This is a genomic window from Streptomyces pluripotens, from assembly GCF_000802245.2.
Classification (GTDB): Bacteria; Actinomycetota; Actinomycetes; order Streptomycetales; family Streptomycetaceae; genus Streptomyces; species Streptomyces pluripotens.
On record NZ_CP021080.1, the window covers coordinates 1,115,377 to 1,137,815 of the forward strand.

The window sequence follows — 22,439 nt, forward strand, 5'->3', positions numbered from 1 at the left end:
GGGCACGGCAGAGCGTCGCTTTGTTCTTCGGTTACATCCTCGGGGACGTGTGTCCCCCGGGATCACGCCTCGGCGGGCTCCTCGGCGGACGCCTCAGCCTCGGCAGGGTTCTGCGAACGACCGGGGTTGGCCTTCGCGGACGCCTTGCGGGCCTCCTGCGCCTGACGGGCCTCGGCCATCGCCTCGGTCTTCTTCTTGTGCGGACCGAGAACCATGATCATGTTCCGGCCGTCCTGCTTCGGGTTCGACTCAACGAAACCGAGGTCCTGGACGTCCTCAGCGAGACGTTGGAGCAGCCGGTAGCCCAGCTCGGGCCGCGACTGCTCACGACCACGGAACATGATCGTGATCTTGACCTTGTCGCCCTGCTTGAGGAACCGGACGACGTGACCCTTCTTGGTGTCATAGTCGTGCGGGTCGATCTTCGGCCGGAGCTTCATCTCCTTGATGACCGTGTGCGCCTGGTTCTTGCGCGCCTCACGGGCCTTCATGGCCGACTCGTACTTGAACTTCCCGTAGTCCATGAGCTTGCACACGGGCGGGCGGGCGTTCGCCGCGACCTCGACCAGGTCCAGGTCGTACTCCTGCGCAAGCTCCAGTGCCTTCGCGAGCGGCACGATGCCGACCTGCTCGCCACTGGGACCGACAAGTCGCACCTCGGGAACGCGAATCCGGTCGTTGATGCGGGGCTCGGCGCTGATGGATCCTCCTCGGTAGCACCTCGCGACGGTCTGGCGGACAGCCGCGTAACGTGTGTTCGTTGTGACCTAACCGCGCCGAAGCAGAAAAAATGCCCCGGACGATCACAGGCGGGGCTCCCATTGCTACCGGAGCACCGCCGCGGTGACCGCGGGGCGCACTTTCGGGCGACTCCATCGTCCGTACGGAACGATGGTGGCCGCCTGACCGGGTGACCCGCCGCCCCGGAGGGCAGTCAGGTGGGAGATCGGAGCCTCCACTTGTGGGCTGGGCATGACCCGTTCACACAGGGCACGTCCAGCCGGTCGTCCACCAGATTAGCAGGATCGCTTGACAAGGGCTAATTGAAGGGAGGCCCGGCAGACCGCCTATCGTGTGGGGCATGAGTGAGACCCCTCCTGAGTCCCCCGACTTCGACGCGATGACCCGGGACATCGCCGAGGTTCCCGCCGTCGAGGTGATCGTGACGGTCGCCGTCAACCTGATGAGCGCCGCCGCCGTGAAACTCGGGCTCAGCGAGGAGGGCGAGAAGTACAAGGATCTGGACGAGGCGCGCAAGCTGATCACCGCGCTCGCGGGACTGCTGGACGGCGGCGCGACCGAGATCAGCTCCTTCCACGCGGCACCGCTGCGCGACGGCCTGAAGTCACTGCAGCTGGCATTCCGCGAGGCGTCGATCGTCCCGGACGAGCCCGGCCAGGGCCCGGGCGAGAAATACACCGGACCCGTCTACGGCTAGCCCATCCATTTCATTCGTTTCACCTGTTTCGTCTGCTTCATCCGCTCATCCGCGTACGTACAAGGGCTCGCCCGGAGGCGCGGTCCCGGCCGGCAGTACCGCCAGGTCGAGGCCGCGTACCAGGCGGGCCCTCAGTGTTTCGTCAGCGGCCAGACGCTCGGCGACCGCGCGGGCCGACTCGGCCGGTGGGGCGGACGGGTCCAGCACGAGGGCGAGGGTGCCGTCGGCCTGCCCGGGCCCGAGATGAGCGCGCAGCACGGCGGGCTCCTCTGCCACGAGCGTACGAACGGCCTCGACCACGGCGGGATCGGCGAGCGGATCGGTGCTGGTGCGGCCCTCGGCAAGGGCGAGCAGCGCCGGGCCGGTCAGCTCGAACGGAACCGGTCCAGCGAGGTCCAGTACCACCGTGTCCGCCTTCTCGTGCGCAGCGGCCTGCAGCGCCTGGTGCAGGGGGACGGCTACGGGGCGGGCCCCGGGGTCCCAGCGCGCGAGGGAGTCCGTGGAGGTGAAGGCGGGCAGGGCGGTACGGTGGCCGGCCTTCAGCGTGGGTACGGCCATCTCGCTGGTCTTCTCCCGGCGCAGCCCGTTCTCGTCCTCCTCCACCTCGCCCAGTACGGCGACGACGGGGACGAGCAGGCGGGCGCCCTTGAGCGCTTCCAGGACGGGACCTGCGGCACTGCGGTCCTCGGCCCAGGCGGCGAGGGCGGCGCTCAGCCGGGGATCGGCGGAACCGTCGTCGTCGGAGTAGCCGGGGTCGGGAATGTTCTTGTTCGCCACGGTCACCGACCCTATAGGGGAGGAACTGCGGCGCTTGTGCGGGGTTGGCAACCGCCGTCGCACGAGCGACTCACAGGAATCTCAGCGTTTCCTGACGTGGCTCTCAGGTTCGCCCAACGGAGCACACAGCGCGCACGCCGAACATCGCCGGCATGGAGTCCCCCAGAGCCCGCCGCCACCGTGCGCGCCCGCGCCGGCACCGCCCCCTCCTGTTCACCGTGCTCTCGGTCGTCGCCGTGGGCGGGGCCACGGCCGGAGGGACGGTCTATGTGAAGACGCGCGCGCACTCCGGCACTGTGGCCGTATCGTCGGCGTCGCCCTCGGCCACCTCGACCGCTTCGGCCGGGGCGGACGAGGAGGCACCGGTGGCACCCGTGACCGAGCCCGCGACGCCGGACCGGGCAACGCTGCTGCGCAGGGCGATGGCGAAGGTCGCCGTGCCCCCGCACGCAACGGTGTCGGCGGCGGTGCTGGAGCTGGATTCCGAGGAGAGCGCCGAGTGCGGCGACACCGTCTTCGACACGGCGAGCATAGTCAAGGTCGACATCCTGGCCACGCTGCTGCTCCAAGCACAGGACGCGGGGCGGCGGCTGACGGCGGCGGAGAAGGCGTACGCCGCGAAGATGATCGAGAACAGCGACAACGCGTCGGCGACGGCGCTGTGGCACACGATCGGACGCGCGGCCGGACTGGACGCGGCGAACGAGCGGTTCGGACTGGCGAAAACCTCCGGTGGTGAGGGTGAGCTGTGGGGGCTGACCCAGACCACCGCCTCGGATCAGTTGGTGCTGCTGCAGCAGGTGTTCGGAGGGAACTCCGAGCTGAGCGTGGCCTCCCGGACGTATGTGCAGGGGCTGATGAAGTCCGTGGAAGCCGATCAGCAGTGGGGAGTTTCGGCTGCCGCGGAAGGCAACTCCTGGGCGCTGAAGAACGGGTGGCTGGCGCGGAGCACGACCGGGCTGTGGGACGTCAACAGCATCGGACGGGTGACGGTGGACGGGACCGACTACCTGGTGGCCGTCCTGTCCAAGGGCACCGCCAGTCAGGCGGAAGGGATCACCTTGGTGGAGGCGGCCGCGAAGGCGGCGGTGTCGGGGTTCGCCTCCGCGGCGTAGCGGTGCCCACCAGGCATGCGCACCCTCTCAGCCGATCTGCCTGCGGCCCCGCCACAGGACCGCTCCGGCCACCAGGAGGACCCCGCCGACGCCGCCGGCCAACGGGCCTGCCCAGTCTGAGGCGCTGTCGGACGCCTTGCTGGTGTCCGGGCCGACGCCGAAGTACTTCTTGCCGTACGACGCCACGCGCAAGCCCCGCGGCTTGAGGCGGTCGGCCGCCTGGAGGGCCGCGGCGGGGTCGATCATGCCGAAGCCGCGGGAGTCATCGCGACCGCCCGCGGGGGCGTCCCGGGCGGTGTCCTCCAGGAGCTTCTTCACCTGGGCCGGGGTCAGGTCTGGGTGGGCGGCCTTGATCAGGGCGGCGGCGCCGGAGACGAAGGCGGACGCGGCACTGGTGCCCCAGCCCTCGTAGTACTTGTGGTCGGGGTCAGCGATGACGACGTCGACGCCGGGCGCGCTGACCGCTGCGTACCAGCGGCGGGTGGAGAAGGAAGCGCGGGCGCCGTAACGGTCAACGGCGGTGGCGGCGATGACGCCGGGGTAGGCGGCCGGATAGGAAACGTGGTCGCCCTTGTCTCCGCCGTTTCCCGCGGAGGCGACGACGACCACGCCCTTCTTCAGGGCGTACTGCACGGCCTCGTCCTCGCTCGGCTCGGGGTGTGCGGAGTCGGAGTCGTCGCCCAGGGACAGGTTGATGACGTCGGCACCGTGGTCAGCGGCCCAGCGGATGCCGTCGGCGAGGGCGTTTCCCCGGGTGGTACGGGCCTTGGCCCGGGCGGGGTCGCCGTCCTCCAGGATCACCCGCACAGGCAGGATCCTGGCCTCGGGGGCCACGCCCATCACGCCCTCGGTGTGGCCCGGCCCGTGGCCGTGTCCGGCGATGATGCCGGCCATGGCCGTACCGTGCCGGGCCCAGGTGCGTTCGCCGGGCTCGGCACCGAATCCGATCATGTCCTTGGCGGGCAGGACGTTCCCGGCAAGGTCCGGATGACCGGCTTCGACACCGGTGTCCAAGACGGCGACGGTGACGCCCCGGCCCTTGGTGGTCCGCCAGGCCTCGGACAGGTGGAGCGCGGACAGGCCCCACTGCTGGGCGCGAATGGCGTCGGCGTGGGCGGCGGTGGCAGGCAGCAGGACGAGTGCGCCGGTGAACAACAGGCTCACCACTGCCCCGGTCACACCCGCACGGCCGTGGCCGCGCGTCGAACGCCTCATGAGGGTGTCTCCGTGGCCGAGCCGGCCGTCTGGCGCAGGCGCCGCTCGATGCGGTCGGCCAGGCCCTGGGCCTCGTTGCCGAGACCGGCCTGGGCCGGTGCGGTGGTGGCACCGGAACTGATGGCGTCCGCGGCGGGCTGGGGCGAGTCGACGCTGCGGCCATCGGCCCATCCGGAAACGGCGTAGGCGACGACGGGAGCGTCGGTGAGTACGGAGATGGTCCAGGAGGCACGCTGGTCGTCGCCGAAGCCGGCTGCGGCGGTGCCCTTGGCCGCGTACGGCCGGGGCATCAGGTCGCTGCGCCGGTCCAGGTGCTCGTTGCGGAAGCGGGTCGCGAGTGCGGTCATGGCGGCGGGGTCGGCCTTGGTGAACAGCAGGCCGACGGTGGTGACGTAGCTCTGGGTGGCATCGGTGTAGGTGGCGCGCAGCAGCCGTCGGCAGCCGACCTGGGCAAGGATCTTGTGCAGCAGCGGGTCGAAGGCGTGGGCGCAGCCGCTGTCCGGGGCCACGGCGATCCTGGTCCAGGTGCGGTCGGCACCGCCGGGACCTGCACCGGTGCCCTGCACAGCGGGCGGGAAGAGCTGGTCGACGGGCACGCTGTGCCAGAGCGTGCCGGCGGTGGCGAACCCGTTTACGGGAGGCTCGTCTCCCCCGCCCCCGGTGAGCCAGTCCCCGGTCACGGCACCGCCGATGAGCCCGAGGCCGAGGACCCAGCAGACGGCGGCAGCGGCGGTGCGCCGCCGTGCCCGGGGGTGTGTCCAGGCGCCGGGCACCGCGGGCTCCCCGAACGACGCGGTCGGCTGCGGGGCCGGGCCGGCGCTCCAGGAGAGGGCCGGGTCCAAAGCGGCGGACCACGGGGACGGTGGGGGATCCAAAGGGTGGCCGAGCGCCGTCGGGGGAACCGGGCGGAGCCGGTCCGTGCCCTCCTCAGGCGATCCGACCGGGGGCTCCGGCTGCCCCGTCTTCCGTGCGGTACGCCGGACGGACCGCGCCGGACGGGGTCCGGGGCCCTGGGCCGGTGGGGTGTCGGGGAAGCGTGCCGAGGCAGGGGGTGGGGGTGGGCTCGAAGGTTCGGCGAGCCCGGACACGGCGGAGCGGCGGAAGGCCGCACCGTAGGACTGGGGGGCGCCGGTCGCGGAGCCCGGGTGTCCGGTGTGCGGCCGGGAGCCGGGCGGGGTGAACAGGGACGTCTCGTCGTCGGGCTCGTCGTCCGGTGGCGTCCCGACCCGCGGTGCGGTCCCGGGATGATCGAGCCCGGTGTCCGCGGCCTGTGCGGGGGCCCGGCTGCCCCGTGCTGTGCCCTGCCGGACCGGCTCGGGCACGGTGGCACCGGGCGGAGTCGCGGGAGGTGGCGGGACGGGGGCGTGCCGCGCTTCCGTGCTCATGCACCCCCGCTTCCTCGTGCTCGGGCCGCTTGCTCCTGCGCGGACCGTCCTGCTGACCGACCGTGCCCGGCGTACGGATACCGGTGCGGGCACGCATACCCGTACGGTCTTCCGGGCATCCCGGTTCACGCGGTGCGCCGGGCACGTGCCGCCGTACGTGCGCGTCACTCTACGGGTTGACGGGGAGAAGCGGGGCACCAGTCCGCGCCCCCGGGGCATCTGCCCGGAACGTCCCCTACCCTGCGGTAATCCTGTCTGGCAGGCTTCCGCCATGACTGCGCTCGCCGCCGACCGGGCCCGTTACGACCGGGCCACCGCCCTTCTCGAAGCCCCCCTCGCGATCGTGGATCTGGACGCCTTCGACGCCAACGCGGCCGACCTGGTCCGCCGTGCCGCCGGCAAACCGGTACGGGTCGCCAGCAAGTCGGTCCGCTGCCGGGCCCTGCTGGAACGGGCCCTGGCCAAGGACGGCTTCCGGGGCATCATGTCGTTCACGCTGGCCGAGTCGCTGTGGCTCGCACGATCCGGGTTCGACGACATCCTGCTGGCCTATCCCTCGACCGACCGCGCCGGGTTCGCGGAACTGGCCGCCGATCCCAAGCTGGCTGGTGCCGTAACCGTGATGGTGGACGATCCGGCCCAGCTCGACCTCATCGACGCGTCCCGCGCCGGCGGGAGCGAAGTGGTCCGTGTCTGCCTGGAGTTGGACACCGCCTTCTGGCTGTTCGGCGGTCGGATGCGGGTGGGGGCGCGGCGCTCGCCGCTGCGCTCGCCCGGCCAACTCGCCGAGCTGGCCCGGTCAGTGGCCCAGCGGCCGGGTTTCCTCCTGGTGGGGATCATGGCGTACGAGGGGCACATCGCCGGCGTCGGGGATGCGGTGGCCGGTCGCCCGCTGCGCTCGCGGGCGATCCGGCTGATGCAGACCGCCGCACGGCGCGAGTTGGCCGAGCGGCGCGCCGCCGCGGTCGACGCGGTACGGGCCGTCGCCCCCGGTCTGGAGTTCGTCAATGGCGGGGGCACCGGCAGCGTGCAGCACACTGCCGCGGAGGACGCGGTGACGGAGATCGCAGCGGGTTCGGGGCTGTACGTCCCGCGTCTCTTCGACAACTACACGTCCTTCAGCGCCCGTCCGGCCGCCCTCTTCGCCCAGCCGGTCGTCCGGCGGCCGGGGGTGGGGGTGGTCACCGTGCTCGGCGGTGGCTATCCGGCCTCCGGCGCGGCCGGTCCCGACCGGTTGCCCGTGCCGTACCTGCCGGAGGGGCTGGCCTACGACCCGCAGGAGGGTCCCGGCGAGGTGCAGACCCCGCTGCTCGGCTCGCCCGCCGACGATCTGCTCATCGGCGACAAGGTGTGGTTCCGGCATGCCAAGGCGGGTGAGCTGTGCGAGCGGTTCGACGTGCTGCACCTGGTCGAGGGTGACGCGGTGACGGCGACCGTGCCCACCTACCGGGGCGAGGGGCAGACCTTCCTCTGAGTGACCGCCAGACCGGCTGCCGTCCGATCGGGGGGCGGCTGCACCGCGACCGGGTCCGCGCGGGACGCTGTCCGTTCCGCGCGGGCCACAGGCCCTCCGCCGCTACAGCGGCGTGACGTACGCACCGGAGATTCCGCCGTCCACCAAGAAGTCGGTGGCATTGACGAAGGAGGAGTCGTCGCTGGCCAGGAAGGCCACGGCGGCGGCGATCTCCTCGGCCTCGGCGAACCGGCCGACGGGGATGTGGACCAGGCGGCGGGCCGCTCGCTCGGGGTCCTTGGCGAACAGTTCCCGCAGGAGCGGGGTGTTGACCGGGCCCGGGCACAGGGCGTTCACCCGGATCCCCTCCCTGGCGAACTGCACGCCCAGTTCCCGGGACATGGCGAGGACGCCGCCCTTGGACGCGGTGTAGGAGATCTGCGAGGTGGCCGCGCCCATGCGGGCCACGAAGGACGCGGTGTTGATGATGGAGCCCCTGCCCTGGCGGCGCATGTACGGGATGGCGGCCTTGCAGCACAGGTAGACGGAGGTGAGGTTGACCTCCTGGACGCGTTTCCAGGCCTCCAGGCCGGTCTCCAGGATGGAGTCGTCGTCGGGCGGGGAGATGCCGGCGTTGTTGAAGGCCACGTCGACGCTGCCGTAGGTGTCGTACGCCGTCCGGAACAGCGCCTCGACCTGCTCGGGGTCGGTGACGTCGACCTTGACGAAGAGCCCGGCGACCTCGTCGGCCGCGGCCTTGCCGCGGGTCTCGTCCACGTCGGCGCAGACCACGTGTGCGCCCTCGGAGGCGAGCCGGCGGGCGGCGGCGAGGCCGATGCCACTGCCTGCTCCGGTGACGACGGCGGTACGGCCGGCCAGACGGCGGCAGATGGTGTCAGGTGTCTGAGAGGTCACAGTGCGGGGCCCTCCGTGCTGATGAAGACGTTCTTGGTCTCGGTGAAGGCGGACAGGGCGTCCGGGCCGAGTTCCCGGCCGAGGCCGGACTGTTTGAAGCCGCCGAACGGGGTCCAGTAGCGGACACTGGCGTGGGAGTTGACGGACAGGTTGCCCGCGCGGACAGCCTGGGAGACGCGCAGGGCGCGACCCACGTCCCGGGTCCAGACGGATCCGGAGAGGCCGTAGGGGGTGTCGTTGGCGAGGCGGACGGCATCCTCCTCGTCGGTGAAGGGGAGGAGGACGGCGACGGGGCCGAAGATCTCCTCACGGGCCGCCCGGCTGTCGTGCCGCTCCCCGGTGAGCACGGTCGGCGGGAACCAGAAGCCGGGGCCACCGGGGGCGCTGCCGCGCAGGGCCGGGATGTCGTCGGGGACGTAGGTCCGTACGCGGTCGAGTTGCTGACGGGAGATCAACGGGCCCATCTGGGTCCGTTCGTCTGCTGGGTCACCCACGACAACGGCGGCCAGCGCGTCGGCGAGGAAGTCCCGGGCTTCCTCGAACACCGTCTCCTGGACCAGGATGCGGGTGCGGGCACAGCAGTCCTGGCCCGAGTTGTCCAGGAAGGAGAAGGGGTCGAGGGCGGACGTGAGGTCGGCGTCGGCGAAGACGACGTTGGGGCTCTTGCCACCGAGCTCCAACGTGACCGGCTTGACCAAGCGTGCGCAGCGCTCCATGACCTCGCGCCCGGTCCGGCTGGAGCCCGTGAACACGATCTTGGCCACGTCCGGATGGTCCACCAGGGCGCGCCCGGCGGTGTGACCGTGGCCGGGAAGCACCTGGAAGAGGTGCTCGGGCAGGCCTGCCTCCCGGGCGAGTTCGGCGAGGCGGAGCGCGGTGAGCGGGGTGGTCTCGGCCGGCTTGAGGAGGACCGCGTTGCCCGCGGCGAGCGCGGGGAAGGAGCCCCAGGCAGCGATGGGCATCGGGAAGTTCCAGGGGGCGATCACGCCGATCACGCCCAGGGGTTCGTGGAAGGTGACGTCCCAGCCGCCGGGGGCCGGGATCTGACGGCCCAGGAGGCGTTCGGTGCCGCCGGCCGAGTACAGCAGCAGATCGCGGGCGTTGCCGGCCTCCCAGCGGGCGTTGCCGAGGGTGTGACCCGCCTCGCGGACCTCCAGCAGTGCCAGTTCCTCGATGCGGGCGTCGACGACGTCCGCGAAACGACGCAGTTGCCGTGCCCGGTCGGCGGGGGCGAGCGCGGCCCACCCGGTCTGGGCGCGAACCGCCCGTGCGACGGCGGCGTCCACGTCCTGCGCACCGGCGGCGGGGACGGTGGCGACCACCTCCTCGGTGGCGGGATTGAGGACCTTCAGCTCGTGCGGGTCGGACACGTGATGGCCTTTCACGGAGGTGTGCCTCACAGGCGTTCGAAGGAGCGGCGCAGCTCCCAGTCGGTGACCGCGGCGTCGAAGGCCTCCAGTTCGACGCGCGCCATGTTGCGGTAGTGGGCCACGACCTCGTCGCCGAAGGCGGCCCGGGCGATGGGGCTGTTCTCCCAGAGTCCGGCGGCTTCGCGGAGCGTGGTCGGGACGTGCGCGAAGTCCGCGGTGTAGGCGTTGCCGGGGCAGGAGTCGGGAAGTTCGAGTTTCTGCTCGATGCCGTGCAGACCGGCCGCGACGAGGCCGGCGACGGCGAGGTACGGGTTGACGTCCCCGCCCGGGAGGCGGTTCTCGAAGCGCAAGGAGCGTCCGTGGCCGACCACGCGCAGGGCGCAGGTGCGGTTGTCGTGGCCCCAGGCCACGGCAGTGGGGGCGAAGGAGCCGGGCTGGAACCGCTTGTAGGAATTGATGTTGGGGGCGTAGAGCAGGGAGAAATCTCGCAGGGCGGCGAGCTGTCCTGCGAGGAAGTGCCGCATGACCGGGGACATGCCCCCCGGATCGGTGGGGGACCCGGCCATGGCGTTGTCGCCCTCGGCGTCGGCGAGCGAGAGGTGGATGTGGCAGGAGTTGCCCTCGCGCTCGTTGTACTTGGCCATGAAAGTGATCGAGACCCCCTCCTGGGCCGCGATCTCCTTGGCGCCGGTCTTGTACAGCGCGTGCTGGTCGCAGGTGCGCAGGGCCTCGTCGTAGCGGAAGGCGATCTCGTGCTGGCCGGGGTTGCACTCGCCCTTGGCCGACTCGACGGTGAGGCCGGCTCCGGCCATGTCGTTGCGCAGACGGCGCAACAGGGGCTCGATGCGACCGGTACCGAGGACGGAGTAGTCGATGTTGTACTGGTTGGCGGGGGTCAGCCCCTGGTAGTTCGCGCTCCAGGCCTGTTCGTAGGTGTCCTTGAAGACGATGAACTCCAGCTCGGTGCCGACCTGGGCGGTGTAGCCGAGCTCGGCGAGCCGGTCCAGTTGTCGGCGCAGGATCTGGCGGGGGGCGGCGACTACCGGGGAGCCGTCCTGCCAGGCCAGGTCGGCGACGAGCAGGGCGGTGCCGGGGTGCCAGGGGATGTGGCGCAGCGTGGACAGGTCGGGGTGCATGGCGAAGTCGCCGTAGCCGCGGTCCCAGGAGGACATGGCGTAGCCGTCGACGGTGTTCATGTCGGCGTCGACGGCGAGCAGGTAGTTGCAGCCCTCAGTGCCGTGGTGCAGGACCTCGTCGAGGAAGAAGCGGGCGGCGAACCGTTTGCCCTGCAGCCGCCCTTGCATATCGGGGAAGGCCAGGACGACAGTGTCGATCTCACCGCTCGCGACGAGGGCGTGCAGTTCCTCGACGCTGAGCGGGGCTGTGCGGTCTGCCACGGGAGAGCCTCCTTCGGCGCCTTCGCGCTTCTTCGGCCGGGCCGGAAGCCATAAGGTATTGCGGAGAACCATTGCTTGGGAAGGGGGTACGGCGGATGTCGCACAACACGGAGCGGCACGGGGTGGATGACCGGCTCGCCCCAGTACTGCGGCCGGTGCGCGCAGGCAACGGTTTCGAGGAAGCACTGGAGCAGATCCTGCAGGTTGTCCGCCTGGGCCTGGTGCCCGCCGGCGAGCGGCTGCCGGCCGAACGGGAGCTTGCGGAGCGGCTCGGGATCAGCCGGGTGACCCTGCGCGAGGTGCTGAAAGTGCTCCAGGACCAGGGATTGGTGGAGGCCCGGCGCGGGCGCTATGGCGGAACGTTCGTGCGACCACGTCAGGAAGCCGGCGGAGAGGACGAACTGCGGCGCCGCGTCGCCCAGGTCGACATCGAGGACGTACTGCGCTTCCGCGAGGTGTTGGAGGTGGGCGCGGCCGGGCTGTGCGCGGCACACGGGCTGACCGGGGAGCAGGGCCGCCGGCTGCGGGAGGTGCTGGACCGCACGCACGAGGTCCCGCTCACCGAGTACCGGCGCCTGGACACGTTGCTGCACCTGACACTGGCCGAGTTGTGCGGGTCACCCTCGCTGACCGCGCAGTACGCGGCGGTCCGGGCCGCGGTGAACGATCTGCTCGACTGCATCCCGCTGCTGGTACGGAACCTGGAACATTCCCAGCAGCAGCACACCGCGCTGGTGGAGGCGGTATTGGACGGGGACGCCGACGGTGCGCGGGAGGTGATGCGCGAGCACTGCGCCGGCACGGCGGCCCTGCTCCGGGGCTTCCTGGCATAGGACCGGTCTGCAAAGGTATGCATGACTACCTTTGCATTCGGGGAGGACAGCATGACGGTGCGACCGTTGATCGGTGTGAGTACGTATCTGGAGTCCGGGGTGCGTTGGGGGGTGTGGGAGTTGCCGGCGGCGCTGCTGCCCGCCGGCTACCCGCGGCTGGTGCAACAGGCGGGGGGTCTGGCGTGCATGCTGCCGCCGGACGCACCCGAGCGGGCCGCCGCGGCGGTGGCCCGGATCGACGGGCTGGTCATCGCGGGCGGCCCGGACGTCGACCCGGCCCGGTACGGCGCCGCGCGCTCGCCGCGCACCGGGCCGCCCGCGCCGGAGCGGGACGCCTGGGAACTGGCGCTGATCGGCGCGGCTCTGGCGACGGGCACACCGCTGCTCGGCATCTGTCGGGGCATGCAACTGCTGAACGTGGCCCTCGGCGGAACCCTCGTGCAGCACCTGGACGGGCACGCGGAAGCGGTCGGCGTGTTCGGCGGGCATCCGGTGAACCCGGTGCCGGGTACCCGGTATGCCGCGCTCGCCCCAGAGAAGACAACGGTGCCGACCTATCACCATCAGGCGGTGGACCGGCTCGGCGAAGGTCTGCTCCCCTCGGCGCACGCGGCGGACGGAACGGTCGAGGCGATCGAGCTGCCGTGGGACGGGGGATGGGCGCTCGGCGTGCAGTGGCATCCGGAGGCGGGTGAGGACACCCGGGTGATGCGGGCGCTGGTGGCCGCCGCGTCCCGTTGAGCGCGGTCGGCGACGACGATCACCGTCCGATGCCTGCGCCGGGCGGTCAGCAACCACCCCACCCGTGCCGCGGCGCCACTTCGACACGGCTCGCAGCCGCAGAACCCCGCGCCCGGTGGTCGGCGGACACCGTCCCACCCGGGTCGGCCGCCGGCCCCGGCTGCGCGGTCATCCGCGGGTCAGCGACAGCAGATCCCGGGCCGGGCCGGTGGGCCGGTGCCCCCTCGGCCATACCGCCCGCAGCGCCCGGCGCAGCGGCATACCTTCCACCGGGACGCTGACCAGGCGCCGCATCGCCAGCTCCTCCCCCACCGCCAGTTCACTCAGCACCGACGGACCGGCGCCGCTGACCGCCGAGGCCTTCACCGCTGTCGTGGAAGACAGTTCGATCAGGGGGCGGGCCAGGCCGCCGAGGGCCGCGTCCAGAACCTGGCGGGTGCCGGAGCCGCGTTCGCGGAGGATGAGCGGTGTGGCCGCCAGCTCCTCCGCCATCAGGGGACGTCGACGGCGGGCCCACGGATGGGCGGGGGCCGCGACGACGATCAAGTGGTCGTGGGCGATGACCACGGAGTCCAGACCGGCCGGAACCGTCAGGCCCTCCACGAAGCCGAGGTCCGCGTCCCCGGCCAGCAGCAGCTCGGCGACCTTGGCCGAGTTGCCCGCGAGCAGCGACACGGCCGTGTCGGGACGCGCGGCGTGCAGTGCGAGGAGCCACCCGGGCAGCAGATACTCGGCGATCGTCATGCTCGCCGCGACCCTGAGACGCGAGTCCCGGCGGGCCCGCAGGGCCCGCGCACCCGCATCGAAGGCCGCCGCCGCCTCCACGACCCGGCGGGCCCAGTCGGTCACCAGGGCACCCGCGTCGGTGAGCCGGGAGCCGCGCGGCGAGCGGTCGACCAGGGCGACGCCCAGCTGCCGTTCCATGGAGCGGAGCCGGCTGCTGGCGGCCGGCTGGGTGATGCCGACCTCCCGCGCCGCCGCGCCGAGACTACCCAGCCGTGCCACGGCCAGCAGCAGTTCCAGCGCGGCGAGATCCGGCACCCGGTGCGCCAGTGGCTCCGTGCGCTCTCGCTGCCCTTCCGCCTCGCCCATAAGACCAGCTTATGCCCTGATAGATCAGAGCTCCCTGGTCGGGGCCGCGGGGACGCGGGACGGTGGGTGCCATGGTCACCTCAGTCCAGCCCCTACCGCTCGCCCGCGCCGCCCGGTTCCGTGATCTCGGCCCCAACTGGTACGCCTCCGTCATGGGCACCGCCGTCGTCGGTTCGGCCGGCGCCGCGCTGCCCGGACCCGTGGCCGGGCTGCGGGGCGTCTTCGCGGGGTTCTGGGCGCTGTCCCTGCTGATGCTGGTGGCCCTGCTGACGGCCCGTGCCGTGCACTGGACGCACCATCGCGACCAGGCCCGCGCCCATCTCCTCGACCCGGCCATGGCCTCCTTCTACGGCTGCCTGTCCATGGCCCTGCTGGCGGTGGGCGGCGGTGCCATGACGGCCGGTCGGCCCCTGATCGGCGATGATGTGGCCGTCGCCCTCGACGCCGTGCTGTTCACCGCCGGTACCTGCATCGGGATCGCCGCAGCCGTTGCCGTCCCTTACCTCATGGCCGTACGGCATCGCGCCGAACCGTCCCAGACCTCCCCCGTCTGGCTGCTGCCACTGGTGGCGCCCATGGTGTCGGCCGCCCTCGGTCCGCTGCTCGTACCGCATCTGCCCCCGGGACAGCCGCGGGAGACCCTGCTGATGGCCTGCCTCGCGCTGTTCGGGCTGAGCCTGTTCGCCACCCTGCTGATGCTGCCGCTGGTCTTCGCCCGGTTGATCACCTCCGGCCCGCTGCCGCTCGTCCTCACGCCGACCTTGTTCCTGGTCCTGGGCCCGCTCGGGCAATCCACCACCGCGGTCGGCCTGGTCGCGGACGCCGCTCCCGGAGTCGTGGCCGCCCCGTACGACCGCGGCCTCGTGGTCTTCGCGGTGCTGTACGGAGTGCCCGTCATGGGGTTCGCGCTGCTGTGGCTGGGGCTCGCGACAGCACACGTGGCACGGGCCCGACGGCGGGGCATGGGCTTCGCGATGACCTGGTGGGCGTTCACCTTCCCGGTCGGCACCTGCGTGACCGGTGCTGCGGCCCTCGCCCGGCACACCTCTCTCGCGGTGTACGACGGGCTGACCGTCGGACTGTACGCCCTGCTGGTCGCGGCCTGGGGCGCAGCCGCCACCGGTACCGTGCGCGGCCTGGTCAGCGGAGAGCTGCTCGCAGGGCCCCGGTCAGTACCCGCGGCGCTTGCGTCAGGGAAGGGCCGTACCAGGTCAGGTGCCGCCCGCTGACGAGGGCGCAGGACAGGCCCGGAAAGGCCTCCGGGCCATCGTCCGCGGTGAAGCGGTAGGGCTCATCGGGGAGGACCACCAGATCCGGGCGCGCCGCGCACAGCTCGTGCAGCGGGACACGGGGGTAACGCTCTGGGTGGACGGCGTAGAGGTGGTCCACCCCGAGGCGGGCCAGGACATCGCCGGCGAACGTGCTCCGGCCGAGAACCATCCAGGGGCGGCGCCAGACCGGCACCACCGCCGCCACGCGCTGCCCCAGACGCCGCTCGGGCAGCGCCGCCCAGGCCTCCTCCGCCTGGTCCAGCCAGCGCGGACGCCCCGGCGAGCCGCACGCGGCCAGTACCCGGTCCAGCTCCGTGAAGGCCTGGGGCACGGTGCGCACCTCGGTGACCAGCACCTCCAGTCCCGCCGTGCGCAGGGCTTGGAGGTCGGGGGCGCGGTTCTCCTCCTCGTTGGCGAGGACCAGGTCGGGAGCCAGGGCGACGATCCGCTCCACGTCCGGGTTCTTGGTGCCGCCGATCCTGGTGACGTCCAGGTCCAGCGGATGACTGCACCAGTCGGTGGCACCGGCCAGGGTCCCGGGCAGCGTGCCGGCCACCGCCTCCGTCAGCGACGGGACGAGGGAGACGACCCTCCGCATCAGCGGGACCGGTCCTGTACCGCCTCGATGTGTTCGGCGACCGCCACCACGATGACCCGGGTGTCCGGGACGGTAGCCCGCCAGCGGTGCCGGACCCCGCCGGTCAGGTACAGGGTGTCACCTCGGCCCAGGCGGTAGGCGCGCCCCTCGGCCTCGATCTCCACGGCGCCGTCCGCGACGTACATCAACTCGTCGTTGCGGTGCTGGAACTCGCGGCCGGCGTCATGGTCGCCGATGAACTCGGAGGCGTGCAGCTGGTGGTGACCGCGCACGAGAGAGCGGGTCCGCGAGTCGAAGTCGCCCTCGGTAAACGGCTCGGCGCGCACGACGTCCACACTGGCGGCCGGATCGGCCGCGGCGAGGAGTTCGACGGCCGTGGTGCGCAGGGCGTCTGCCAGCTTCTCCAGGGAACTGCGGCTGGGCCGGGCCCGGTCGTTCTCGACCTGACTGAGGAAGGGCACCGAGAGGCCGCTGCGCTCGGCCACGACCGCGAGGGTCAGTTCCAGGGCGCGGCGGCGGCGCCGCACGGCCGCGCCCACCCGCACGGGCTGGTGCTCTTTGTGGTCGCCCATGGCTCCGGCTCCCTCCCTCGCTCGTCGTACGTCGTACCGCTGTCCGGGTGCCCGCTATGGGGCAGGTTGCTCGCGATGGCCTCTGTGCACCTTCCGACGGCTCCTCTGCACCCTACGCATGTTCGGCAAACCGTTTCATGCGCCCGTGCCATCCATGTCCCGGCCTGGGCCGCGACCCTCACGGTTCACGCCAGTCCACGAGCTGCCCGCACGCATCGGGGCGACCGCTCCCACCGTATGCACAGCTGCCCGCGCGAGGCGGGGCCCGGACCGGGAGCGTGTCCCGGCGCGACGACGGACGGCGTGGCCGCCGCCGTTCAACGGATCACCACGACATGGTATTCAAGGCGTTTCCGCCCGCCGGTGTTCCCCGCCGCGCTCACGGGGCCCACACCCGAAGGGTGCAGCATAGCTCTCTGTGGTTGGCCGGATCCTTGTCGTGGTCGGCACAGCGGCCCGGCCGCCGGCCGGGCCGCTCGCGGGCACCAGATCCACCCGACTCCCTGCAGTTGCGCGCACCTCCGCAGGGCTGCGCACCACGCCGCCCGATGTGGATGCACGCATGCGCCGGCCGGGGCCCCGGCCGGCGCGGCACGGTCCACGTCCGGGAGGATCGGCTGGAGGACGGCGGCGAATCGGTCCTCTTCGCTGTCGGTGGTGTGCGGCATGATGCGAGCGTGACCGGACGACTCATGCTCCTCGACACCGCCTCGCTGTATTTCCGCGCCTACTTCGGCGTCCCGGATTCCGTGAGGGCACCCGACGGCACGCCGGTGAACGCCGTGCGCGGCCTTCTGGACTTCATCGAAAGGCTGGTCAGGGACCACCGACCGGAGCAGTTGGTGGCGTGTATGGACGCCGACTGGCGACCGCAGTGGCGGGTGGACCTCATCCCGACCTACAAGGCGCACCGGGTCGCCGAGGAGCACTCCGGCGCACCGGACGAGGAAGAGGTACCGGACACGCTCGCCCCGCAGGTACCGGTCATCGAGGACGTACTGGACGCGATCGGGATCGCGCGCGCAGGGGTGGCCGGGTACGAGGCGGACGACGTGATCGGCACGTTCACGGCGCGCGCGGACGGCCCGGTGGACATCGTCACCGGCGACCGCGACCTGTACCAACTGGTGGATGACGGACGCGGGGTCCGCGTGCTCTATCCGCTCAAGGGGGTCGGCACGCTCCAGCTGACCGACGAGGCGGTGCTGCGCGAGAAGTACGGGGTCGGCGGGCGGGGGTACGCGGACCTCGCACTGCTGCGTGGCGACCCGAGCGACGGTCTGCCGGGCGTGGTCGGCATCGGCGAGAAGACGGCCGCCAAACTGCTCGCTGAGTTCGGTGACCTCGCCGGCGTCGTGGCGGCCCTGGACGACCCGCGGGCCGCACTCACGCCGTCGCAGCGCAAGCGACTCACCGAGGCTCGGCCGTACCTCGCGGTCGCACCGAAGGTGGTGCGGGTGGCCGACGACGTCCTTCTGCCGGACGTCGACCCCTCCCTGCCGCGCACCCCGCGCGACCCGGTGGCGCTGGAGGGCCTGGCGAAACGGTGGGGGCTCGGCGGCTCCCTGCAGCGGCTGCTGACCACGCTCGCAGAATGATCACGGTCGACAGGTTCCGGTAGCGGGTCCCGCCGTCGCCCCCGGGAAAAAGAGATGCCGACGCGGCACGAGGTGCTAAGTTAGGTAACCCTAATTTCCTTGTAGGAGGCCGTAATGGCAGAGCGTCCGAGACGAAAGCCGCGCAAGCTCCATACCGCGCAGGTGGTGCGCACCGAGCGGCTGACCCCCCACATGCAGCGTGTGGTGCTCGGCGGCGAGGGCCTGTCCGGATTCGCCGCTGACACCTGCACGGACCACTATGTGAAGCTGCTGTTCGCACCTGCGGGGGTGACCTACCCGGAGCCATTCGACCTGGAGCGGATCCGCGCGGAGTTCCCTCGCGAGCAGTGGCCGGTGACCCGGACGTACACCGTGCGCGCGTGGGACGGAGAGCACCGTGAGCTCACCCTGGACTTCGTCGTCCACGGCGACGAGGGCCTGGCCGGACCGTGGGCCACCCGCGTGCGGCCCGGCGAGACGGTCCGCTTCATGGGCCCCGGCGGCGCCTACGCACCCGCCCCGGACGCCGACTGGCACCTGCTCGCCGGTGACGAGAGCGCCCTGCCCGCGATCGCCCGTGCCCTGGAGAACCTGCCGACCGGCGCCCGCGTGCACGCCTTCGTCGAGGTGCAGGGCCCCGATGAGGAACAGAAGATCGACTCCGATGTGGCAGTCGTCTGGCTGCACCGCGGGGACCGTCCGGTCGGAAAGGCCCTGCTGGAGGCGGTGCAGGCACTGGACTTCCCGGGGGGCAGACCGCACGCGTTCGTACACGGCGAGGCGGGCTTCGTGAAGGAGCTGCGGCGGCTGCTGCGCATCGAGCGGCAGCTCCCGCGCGAAGACCTGTCGATTTCCGGTTACTGGCGCCTCGGCCACGACGAGGACGGCTGGCAGGCCACGAAACGCGAGTGGAACTCCCGTGTCGAGGCCGAGCAGGAGGGTGACGCTACGGCCGCGTGAGCGCCGTAGGGCGGCACGCCCACGGATGCCGTCGCTGACCCGCACCCGCCTCAGCAGGCCGTTTCGTTGATCTTACCGAAGGGAATGTGCACGCTGGGTGTGGTCCGGGAGGTACTCGCCAGGTGGGTCACCTGGTCATCGAAGAAGATGTGCGGTCTGAGCACCTCCATGATCGCGCCCTTGTCTATGCCTCCGAGGAAGAAGGCGTCGTTGACCGTCACGCCCCACTCCTTGAGGCTGCGCACGGCACGCTCGTGCGCCGGCGCGTTGCGGGCCGTCACGATGGAGACGTGCACGCGGATCGCATAGCCGGGATCGTTCCTGCGCCGCTCCTCCTCACGGCGCTGTATCCGGTTCACGCCGGCGAGGAAGTCGCGCAACGGTCCGGGGTCGTGCGGAATACCCGCGTTGAGGGCCTCGTGGGCGCGGAACTCCTCCAGACCGCCGGACTGGTAGACCTGCTCGGCGGCGTCACTGGCGAGCACGCCGTCGAAGTCGAAGGCGATCCGCAGGTCCCGGTCAGTGAGATCGTCCGCGTACGGTGAACCGAGCACATGGCCGGCGGGCAGGCCGGCGGAGACGGCCTCGCGCACATCGGGTCCGTCCGCCGACAGGAAGAGGGACATGTTCAGCGCCGTCATGTACGGGTACGGCGACCGCCCCTGTCTGAAGACGGCCCGGCTGATCGGCAGGCCGTGCGCCTGGATCGACCGCATGACCCGCAGGCCGGTGTCGGGATCGTTGCGGGAGAGGATGATGACCTCGACGAGAGGGTCCTGAGGGGCACAGAGGTCGTTCAGCGACAACAGTCGACGGACGAAGCCGAAGGCGACTCCCGGCCGCAGCGTGTCGTCGAGGTGCTCTTCCTGATAGGCCCGGTAGGCCTCTTCGCCCCGCTCCCGGAAGACCGCGTCCGACTCCGCCAGATCGAACAGAGCGCTAGAAGCGATGCCGATGACGAGTCGGTCGGCAAGCTCGAAAGAGGGCATTCGGCGGCACCTTGGTGTGGCGGCAATGGTCTTGTGTCCCCCACATCCTGCCCACCGGGGAGAAGCCGTCATCAGGCAGGTGCCCGGCTTCTTCCGGAACCGGCCCGACGCGCCTCGGGGTCGCGGTGGCCGGGCACAGCCCGTCCGGTGCCTTCGGCTCGGGCCGCCGACGGTACCGCCGGTGGCCCAGGCGTTGCCGCTGCGGGGCTCGGGTACCCGGCACGGCGGCCCCGTACCCTTGGTGCGGTGAGACGCCGCACCCCGCCCCCTCCTGCCCCGCTCCCCCAGCGCGACGGTGTGGATCCCGTGCGGGTGCGGCTGCCTGCGGACGGGACGTGGGCCACGGTGCGGGAGCACCTGGTGGAGAGGCTGACCGGGGCCGGGCCCGGGGTCGTCGAGGGGATGCTCGACGCAGGGTTGGTCGTGGGGGCCGACGGGCGGGCGGTGGCACCGGACGCACCCTACCGGCCGGGAATGTTCGTGTGGTTCCACCGAGCGTTGCCCGCCGAGGTACCGGTGCCGTTCCCGGTGGAGGTGGTGTACCAGGACGCGCACATCGTCGTGGCCGACAAACCTCACTTCCTGGCCACGACCCCGCGCGGCACGCACATAGCCGAAACCGCTCTGGCCCGGCTGAGGCGCGAGCAGGGCATCCCGACGCTGACCGCGGCACACCGGCTGGACCGGCTGACTGCGGGGCTGGTGCTGTTCACCGTGCGCCCCGAGGAACGCGGCGCGTACCAGACGCTCTTCAGGGACCGGCGGGTACGCAAGGAGTACGAGGCCGTCGCACCGTATGACCCGTCGCTGGTGCTGCCCCGGACCGTGCGCAGCAGGATCGTGAAGGAGCACGGTGTACCGGCCGCCCGGGAGGTGGCGGGCGAGCCGAACGCCGAGACCCGCGTGGACGTTGCCGACCGCCGAAACGGGCTGGCCCGGTACCGGCTCGTCCCGACAACCGGACAGACCCATCAGTTGCGGGTGCATCTGAACTCGCTCGGCGTACCCCTCCTCGGTGATCCGCTGTACCCGGACGTGACCGGCCCGGTGCCACCCGGCGACTTCCGACGTCCGCTCCAACTGCTTGCGCGAAGAATGGAGTTCACGGATCCGGTGACCGGAGTGGAGCACGCGTTCACCAGCGGGCGCGTGCTCCAAGCCTGGGCGTCCTACGCCGCCTGGGCTGCGGAAGGCTAGCCTGAGGTCATTCGCCACGCCACCAGCGCAGCAGGCGTCGCAGGACGCCCCTGGGCCTGGCCGGTCCCGGTGCCGTACCTGCGGGTTCGGGCACGGCGCCGGGACGGGGAGCCGCCGGCCGCTGCTGGGTGGCCGGCGCCGGGTCGCTACTCAGGCTGCCGACCTGCCAGTTGGAACGCTGCGGTGGAAGAGGCATGGGCCGCGGCGGCAGGTCGACGTCCTGTTGGGGCTTGGGCTCGAAGCGCACGGGCAGGGCCACCAGGTGCCGGGAGGCGATCGACGCCCGCCAGCGCAGCTCCTCCTCGGCGCAGTCGAGCTGGATGTCCGGCAGCCGGGTCAGCAGGGCGTCGACACCGACGTCGGCGATGGCGCGGCCGATGTCCTGACCGGGACATTCGTGCGGGCCGCCGCCGAAAGCAAGGTGGGAGCGGTTTCCCTGCATGCTGGCGGACAGGTCCGGGCGGATGCGCGGGTCGAGGTTGCCCGGGGCAGGGGCGAACAGCAGCCCATCGCCCTTGCGGATGCGCTGGCCGCCCAGCTCCGCGTCCTGCTTGGCGTAGTAGCCGAAGACGGTGCTGAACGGCGGCTCGTCCCACAGGGACTGCTCGATCGCCTCCGGCACGGTCATCTGGCCGCCGTTGAGCTGGGCGCGGAAGCCCGGTTCGGTGAGGACCATGCGCAGGGCGTTGGCGAGGAGGTTCGCGGTGGCCTCGTAGGCCGCGAAGAGGACGAGGCGCAGGTGTTCACGGACCTCGTCGTCGCTGAGTCCTGCCGGGTGGGTGATGAGGTGACTGGTGAAGTCGTCCTCGGGCCGCGCGCGGCGCCGGGTAGTGAGCCGGCTCAGCGCGTCCATCACGTAGGTGTGGCTCTGGATGGCGGTCTCGGTGCCCTTGAGGGCGTCACGGGCGGCGTGCACCATCCGGTCGTTGTACTCCTCGGACATGCCGAGGATCTCGCACATCACGGCCATCGGCAGGTGCTCGGCGAACTGGGAGACCAGGTCGGCCCGGCCCCGTCCGCAGAAGTCGTTGACCAGGCCCTGGGTGTAGCGGCCAATGTGGCGCCGGACACTGCGGTGGTCAATGGTGGCCATGGCCGCCGTGACCGCGGCGCGCAACCGCTGGTGCTCGTCGCCCTCGGCGTGGGAGCAGATGGGCTGCCAAGCGATGTGCGGCATGAGCGGGTGGTCGGGCTTGACCATGCCCTCCTGGAGCGGGGTCCAGATGCGGCTGTCACGGGTGTACTGCGAGGGGGTGCGGACCAGTTGCAGGTTCTCGGCGTGCCCGAGGACCACCCACATCGGTACGTCGTCGTGGAGGAGCACGGGGGCCACAGCTCCGTGTTGCTCCCGCAGACGCTCGTAGAGGTCGCCCAGATCCTCCGAGTCGGGACCGTAGAGCCGGTGCAGCCCCCCGGGGCCGAGGCCGTGTGCCGGGCAACCGGGCGGCGGGCCGGGGGTGATGTCTGTGCCGGTGAGGGAATGGGGTTCAGGCGTCACGGTGATCGCTCCGGAACGGATGGTG

The 22,439-nt window shown here is 71.6% G+C and carries 21 protein-coding genes; 9 read left to right on the plus strand and 12 right to left on the minus strand.

Annotation, left to right across the window (positions count from 1 at the left end; all coding sequences use genetic code 11):
• Positions 1-62: 62 nt before the first annotated feature.
• A complete protein-coding gene (gene infC / locus LK06_RS04820) occupies positions 63-701 on the minus strand; it encodes a translation initiation factor IF-3 (RefSeq protein ID WP_071659165.1) in 639 nt (212 codons plus the stop codon).
• Positions 702-1,081: 380 nt separating this feature from the next.
• On the opposite strand from infC, the gene LK06_RS04830 reads away from it, so the two are divergent.
• Positions 1,082-1,438, plus strand: coding sequence for a DUF1844 domain-containing protein (locus LK06_RS04830; RefSeq protein ID WP_039648777.1), 357 nt, complete (start codon positions 1,082-1,084; stop codon positions 1,436-1,438).
• 45 nt (positions 1,439-1,483) lie between these two features.
• On the opposite strand, the gene LK06_RS04835 is transcribed toward LK06_RS04830, so the two are convergent.
• Positions 1,484-2,215 carry an SseB family protein gene (locus LK06_RS04835; RefSeq protein ID WP_039648776.1) on the minus strand — a complete coding sequence of 244 codons (732 nt, stop codon included), beginning with the start codon at positions 2,213-2,215 and terminating at the stop codon, positions 1,484-1,486.
• A 152-nt stretch (positions 2,216-2,367) separates the two neighbouring features.
• Here LK06_RS04835 and LK06_RS04840 point away from each other — a divergent pair, with 152 nt between their 5' ends.
• Positions 2,368-3,330, plus strand: a complete 963-nt coding sequence (locus LK06_RS04840; RefSeq protein WP_039648775.1) for a serine hydrolase — start codon at positions 2,368-2,370, stop codon at positions 3,328-3,330.
• Between the two features lie 27 nt (positions 3,331-3,357).
• Here LK06_RS04840 and mycP read toward each other — a convergent pair whose 3' ends face one another.
• Entirely contained in the window at positions 3,358-4,545 is a 1,188-nt protein-coding gene (gene mycP / locus LK06_RS04845) for a type VII secretion-associated serine protease mycosin (protein WP_052269725.1), read from the minus strand.
• Positions 4,542-5,930, minus strand: a complete 1,389-nt coding sequence (locus tag LK06_RS35020) for a hypothetical protein (RefSeq protein WP_324609087.1) — start codon at positions 5,928-5,930, stop codon at positions 4,542-4,544. The genes mycP and LK06_RS35020 overlap by 4 nt, the downstream gene beginning before the upstream one ends.
• Before the next feature lie 271 nt (positions 5,931-6,201).
• On the opposite strand from LK06_RS35020, the gene LK06_RS04855 reads away from it, so the two are divergent.
• On the plus strand, positions 6,202-7,404 hold the full coding sequence (locus tag LK06_RS04855) for an amino acid deaminase/aldolase (protein ID WP_043434383.1): 1,203 nt from the start codon (positions 6,202-6,204) through the stop codon (positions 7,402-7,404).
• 102 nt (positions 7,405-7,506) lie between these two features.
• Here the strand turns inward: LK06_RS04855 and LK06_RS04860 are convergent, their stop codons facing one another.
• The 3 genes from LK06_RS04860 to LK06_RS04870 are packed head-to-tail and all read right to left on the minus strand — an operon-like array spanning position 7,507 to position 11,065.
• Positions 7,507-8,298, minus strand: a complete 792-nt coding sequence (locus LK06_RS04860; RefSeq protein ID WP_039648773.1) for a 3-oxoacyl-ACP reductase — start codon at positions 8,296-8,298, stop codon at positions 7,507-7,509.
• Positions 8,295-9,668: an aldehyde dehydrogenase family protein gene (locus LK06_RS04865; RefSeq protein ID WP_043407314.1), complete on the minus strand. Its 1,374-nt coding sequence runs from the start codon at positions 9,666-9,668 to the stop codon at positions 8,295-8,297. Before LK06_RS04865 ends, LK06_RS04860 begins: the two co-directional genes overlap by 4 nt.
• A gap of 26 nt (positions 9,669-9,694) precedes the next feature.
• Positions 9,695-11,065: a glutamine synthetase family protein gene (locus tag LK06_RS04870; RefSeq protein ID WP_039648771.1), complete on the minus strand. Its 1,371-nt coding sequence runs from the start codon at positions 11,063-11,065 to the stop codon at positions 9,695-9,697.
• Positions 11,066-11,160: 95 nt separating this feature from the next.
• Here LK06_RS04870 and LK06_RS04875 point away from each other — a divergent pair, with 95 nt between their 5' ends.
• Together LK06_RS04875 and LK06_RS04880 are read left to right on the plus strand one after the other, a co-directional pair.
• Positions 11,161-11,898, plus strand: coding sequence for a FadR/GntR family transcriptional regulator (locus tag LK06_RS04875; RefSeq protein ID WP_039648770.1), 738 nt, complete (start codon positions 11,161-11,163; stop codon positions 11,896-11,898).
• Between the two features lie 51 nt (positions 11,899-11,949).
• Entirely contained in the window at positions 11,950-12,639 is a 690-nt protein-coding gene (locus LK06_RS04880) for a gamma-glutamyl-gamma-aminobutyrate hydrolase family protein (RefSeq protein ID WP_039648769.1), read from the plus strand.
• A 168-nt stretch (positions 12,640-12,807) separates the two neighbouring features.
• Here the strand turns inward: LK06_RS04880 and LK06_RS04885 are convergent, their stop codons facing one another.
• Positions 12,808-13,731, minus strand: coding sequence for a LysR family transcriptional regulator (locus tag LK06_RS04885; protein WP_039648768.1), 924 nt, complete (start codon positions 13,729-13,731; stop codon positions 12,808-12,810).
• A 71-nt stretch (positions 13,732-13,802) separates the two neighbouring features.
• On the opposite strand from LK06_RS04885, the gene LK06_RS04890 reads away from it, so the two are divergent.
• Positions 13,803-14,960, plus strand: coding sequence for a TDT family transporter (locus LK06_RS04890; protein ID WP_039649110.1), 1,158 nt, complete (start codon positions 13,803-13,805; stop codon positions 14,958-14,960).
• On the opposite strand, the gene LK06_RS04895 is transcribed toward LK06_RS04890, so the two are convergent.
• Positions 14,872-15,600 (minus strand): helical backbone metal receptor, encoded by a 729-nt coding sequence (locus LK06_RS04895; RefSeq protein ID WP_043434386.1) that lies wholly within the window; start codon positions 15,598-15,600, stop codon positions 14,872-14,874. The two genes, LK06_RS04890 and LK06_RS04895, sit on opposite strands and share 89 nt — an antisense overlap.
• The gene (locus tag LK06_RS04900; RefSeq protein ID WP_039648766.1) at positions 15,600-16,172 is read right to left on the minus strand and encodes a helix-turn-helix domain-containing protein; all 573 of its coding nucleotides are present in this window, start codon (positions 16,170-16,172) and stop codon (positions 15,600-15,602) included. Before LK06_RS04900 ends, LK06_RS04895 begins: the two co-directional genes overlap by 1 nt.
• 677 nt (positions 16,173-16,849) lie before the next feature.
• Between LK06_RS04900 and LK06_RS04905 the strand changes: the two genes are divergently transcribed.
• On the plus strand, positions 16,850-17,770 hold the full coding sequence (locus LK06_RS04905; RefSeq protein WP_043434390.1) for a 5'-3' exonuclease: 921 nt from the start codon (positions 16,850-16,852) through the stop codon (positions 17,768-17,770).
• A gap of 114 nt (positions 17,771-17,884) precedes the next feature.
• Positions 17,885-18,730 (plus strand): siderophore-interacting protein, encoded by an 846-nt coding sequence (locus LK06_RS04910; RefSeq protein ID WP_039648765.1) that lies wholly within the window; start codon positions 17,885-17,887, stop codon positions 18,728-18,730.
• Between the two features lie 50 nt (positions 18,731-18,780).
• Here LK06_RS04910 and LK06_RS04915 read toward each other — a convergent pair whose 3' ends face one another.
• Positions 18,781-19,719, minus strand: coding sequence for a 5'-nucleotidase (locus LK06_RS04915; RefSeq protein ID WP_039648764.1), 939 nt, complete (start codon positions 19,717-19,719; stop codon positions 18,781-18,783).
• 246 nt (positions 19,720-19,965) lie between these two features.
• On the opposite strand from LK06_RS04915, the gene LK06_RS04920 reads away from it, so the two are divergent.
• The gene (locus LK06_RS04920) at positions 19,966-20,916 is read left to right on the plus strand and encodes a pseudouridine synthase (RefSeq protein ID WP_043407278.1); all 951 of its coding nucleotides are present in this window, start codon (positions 19,966-19,968) and stop codon (positions 20,914-20,916) included.
• Positions 20,917-20,923: 7 nt separating this feature from the next.
• Here the strand turns inward: LK06_RS04920 and LK06_RS04925 are convergent, their stop codons facing one another.
• On the minus strand, positions 20,924-22,414 hold the full coding sequence (locus tag LK06_RS04925) for a cytochrome P450 (RefSeq protein WP_039648762.1): 1,491 nt from the start codon (positions 22,412-22,414) through the stop codon (positions 20,924-20,926).
• Positions 22,415-22,439 lie beyond the last annotated feature (25 nt).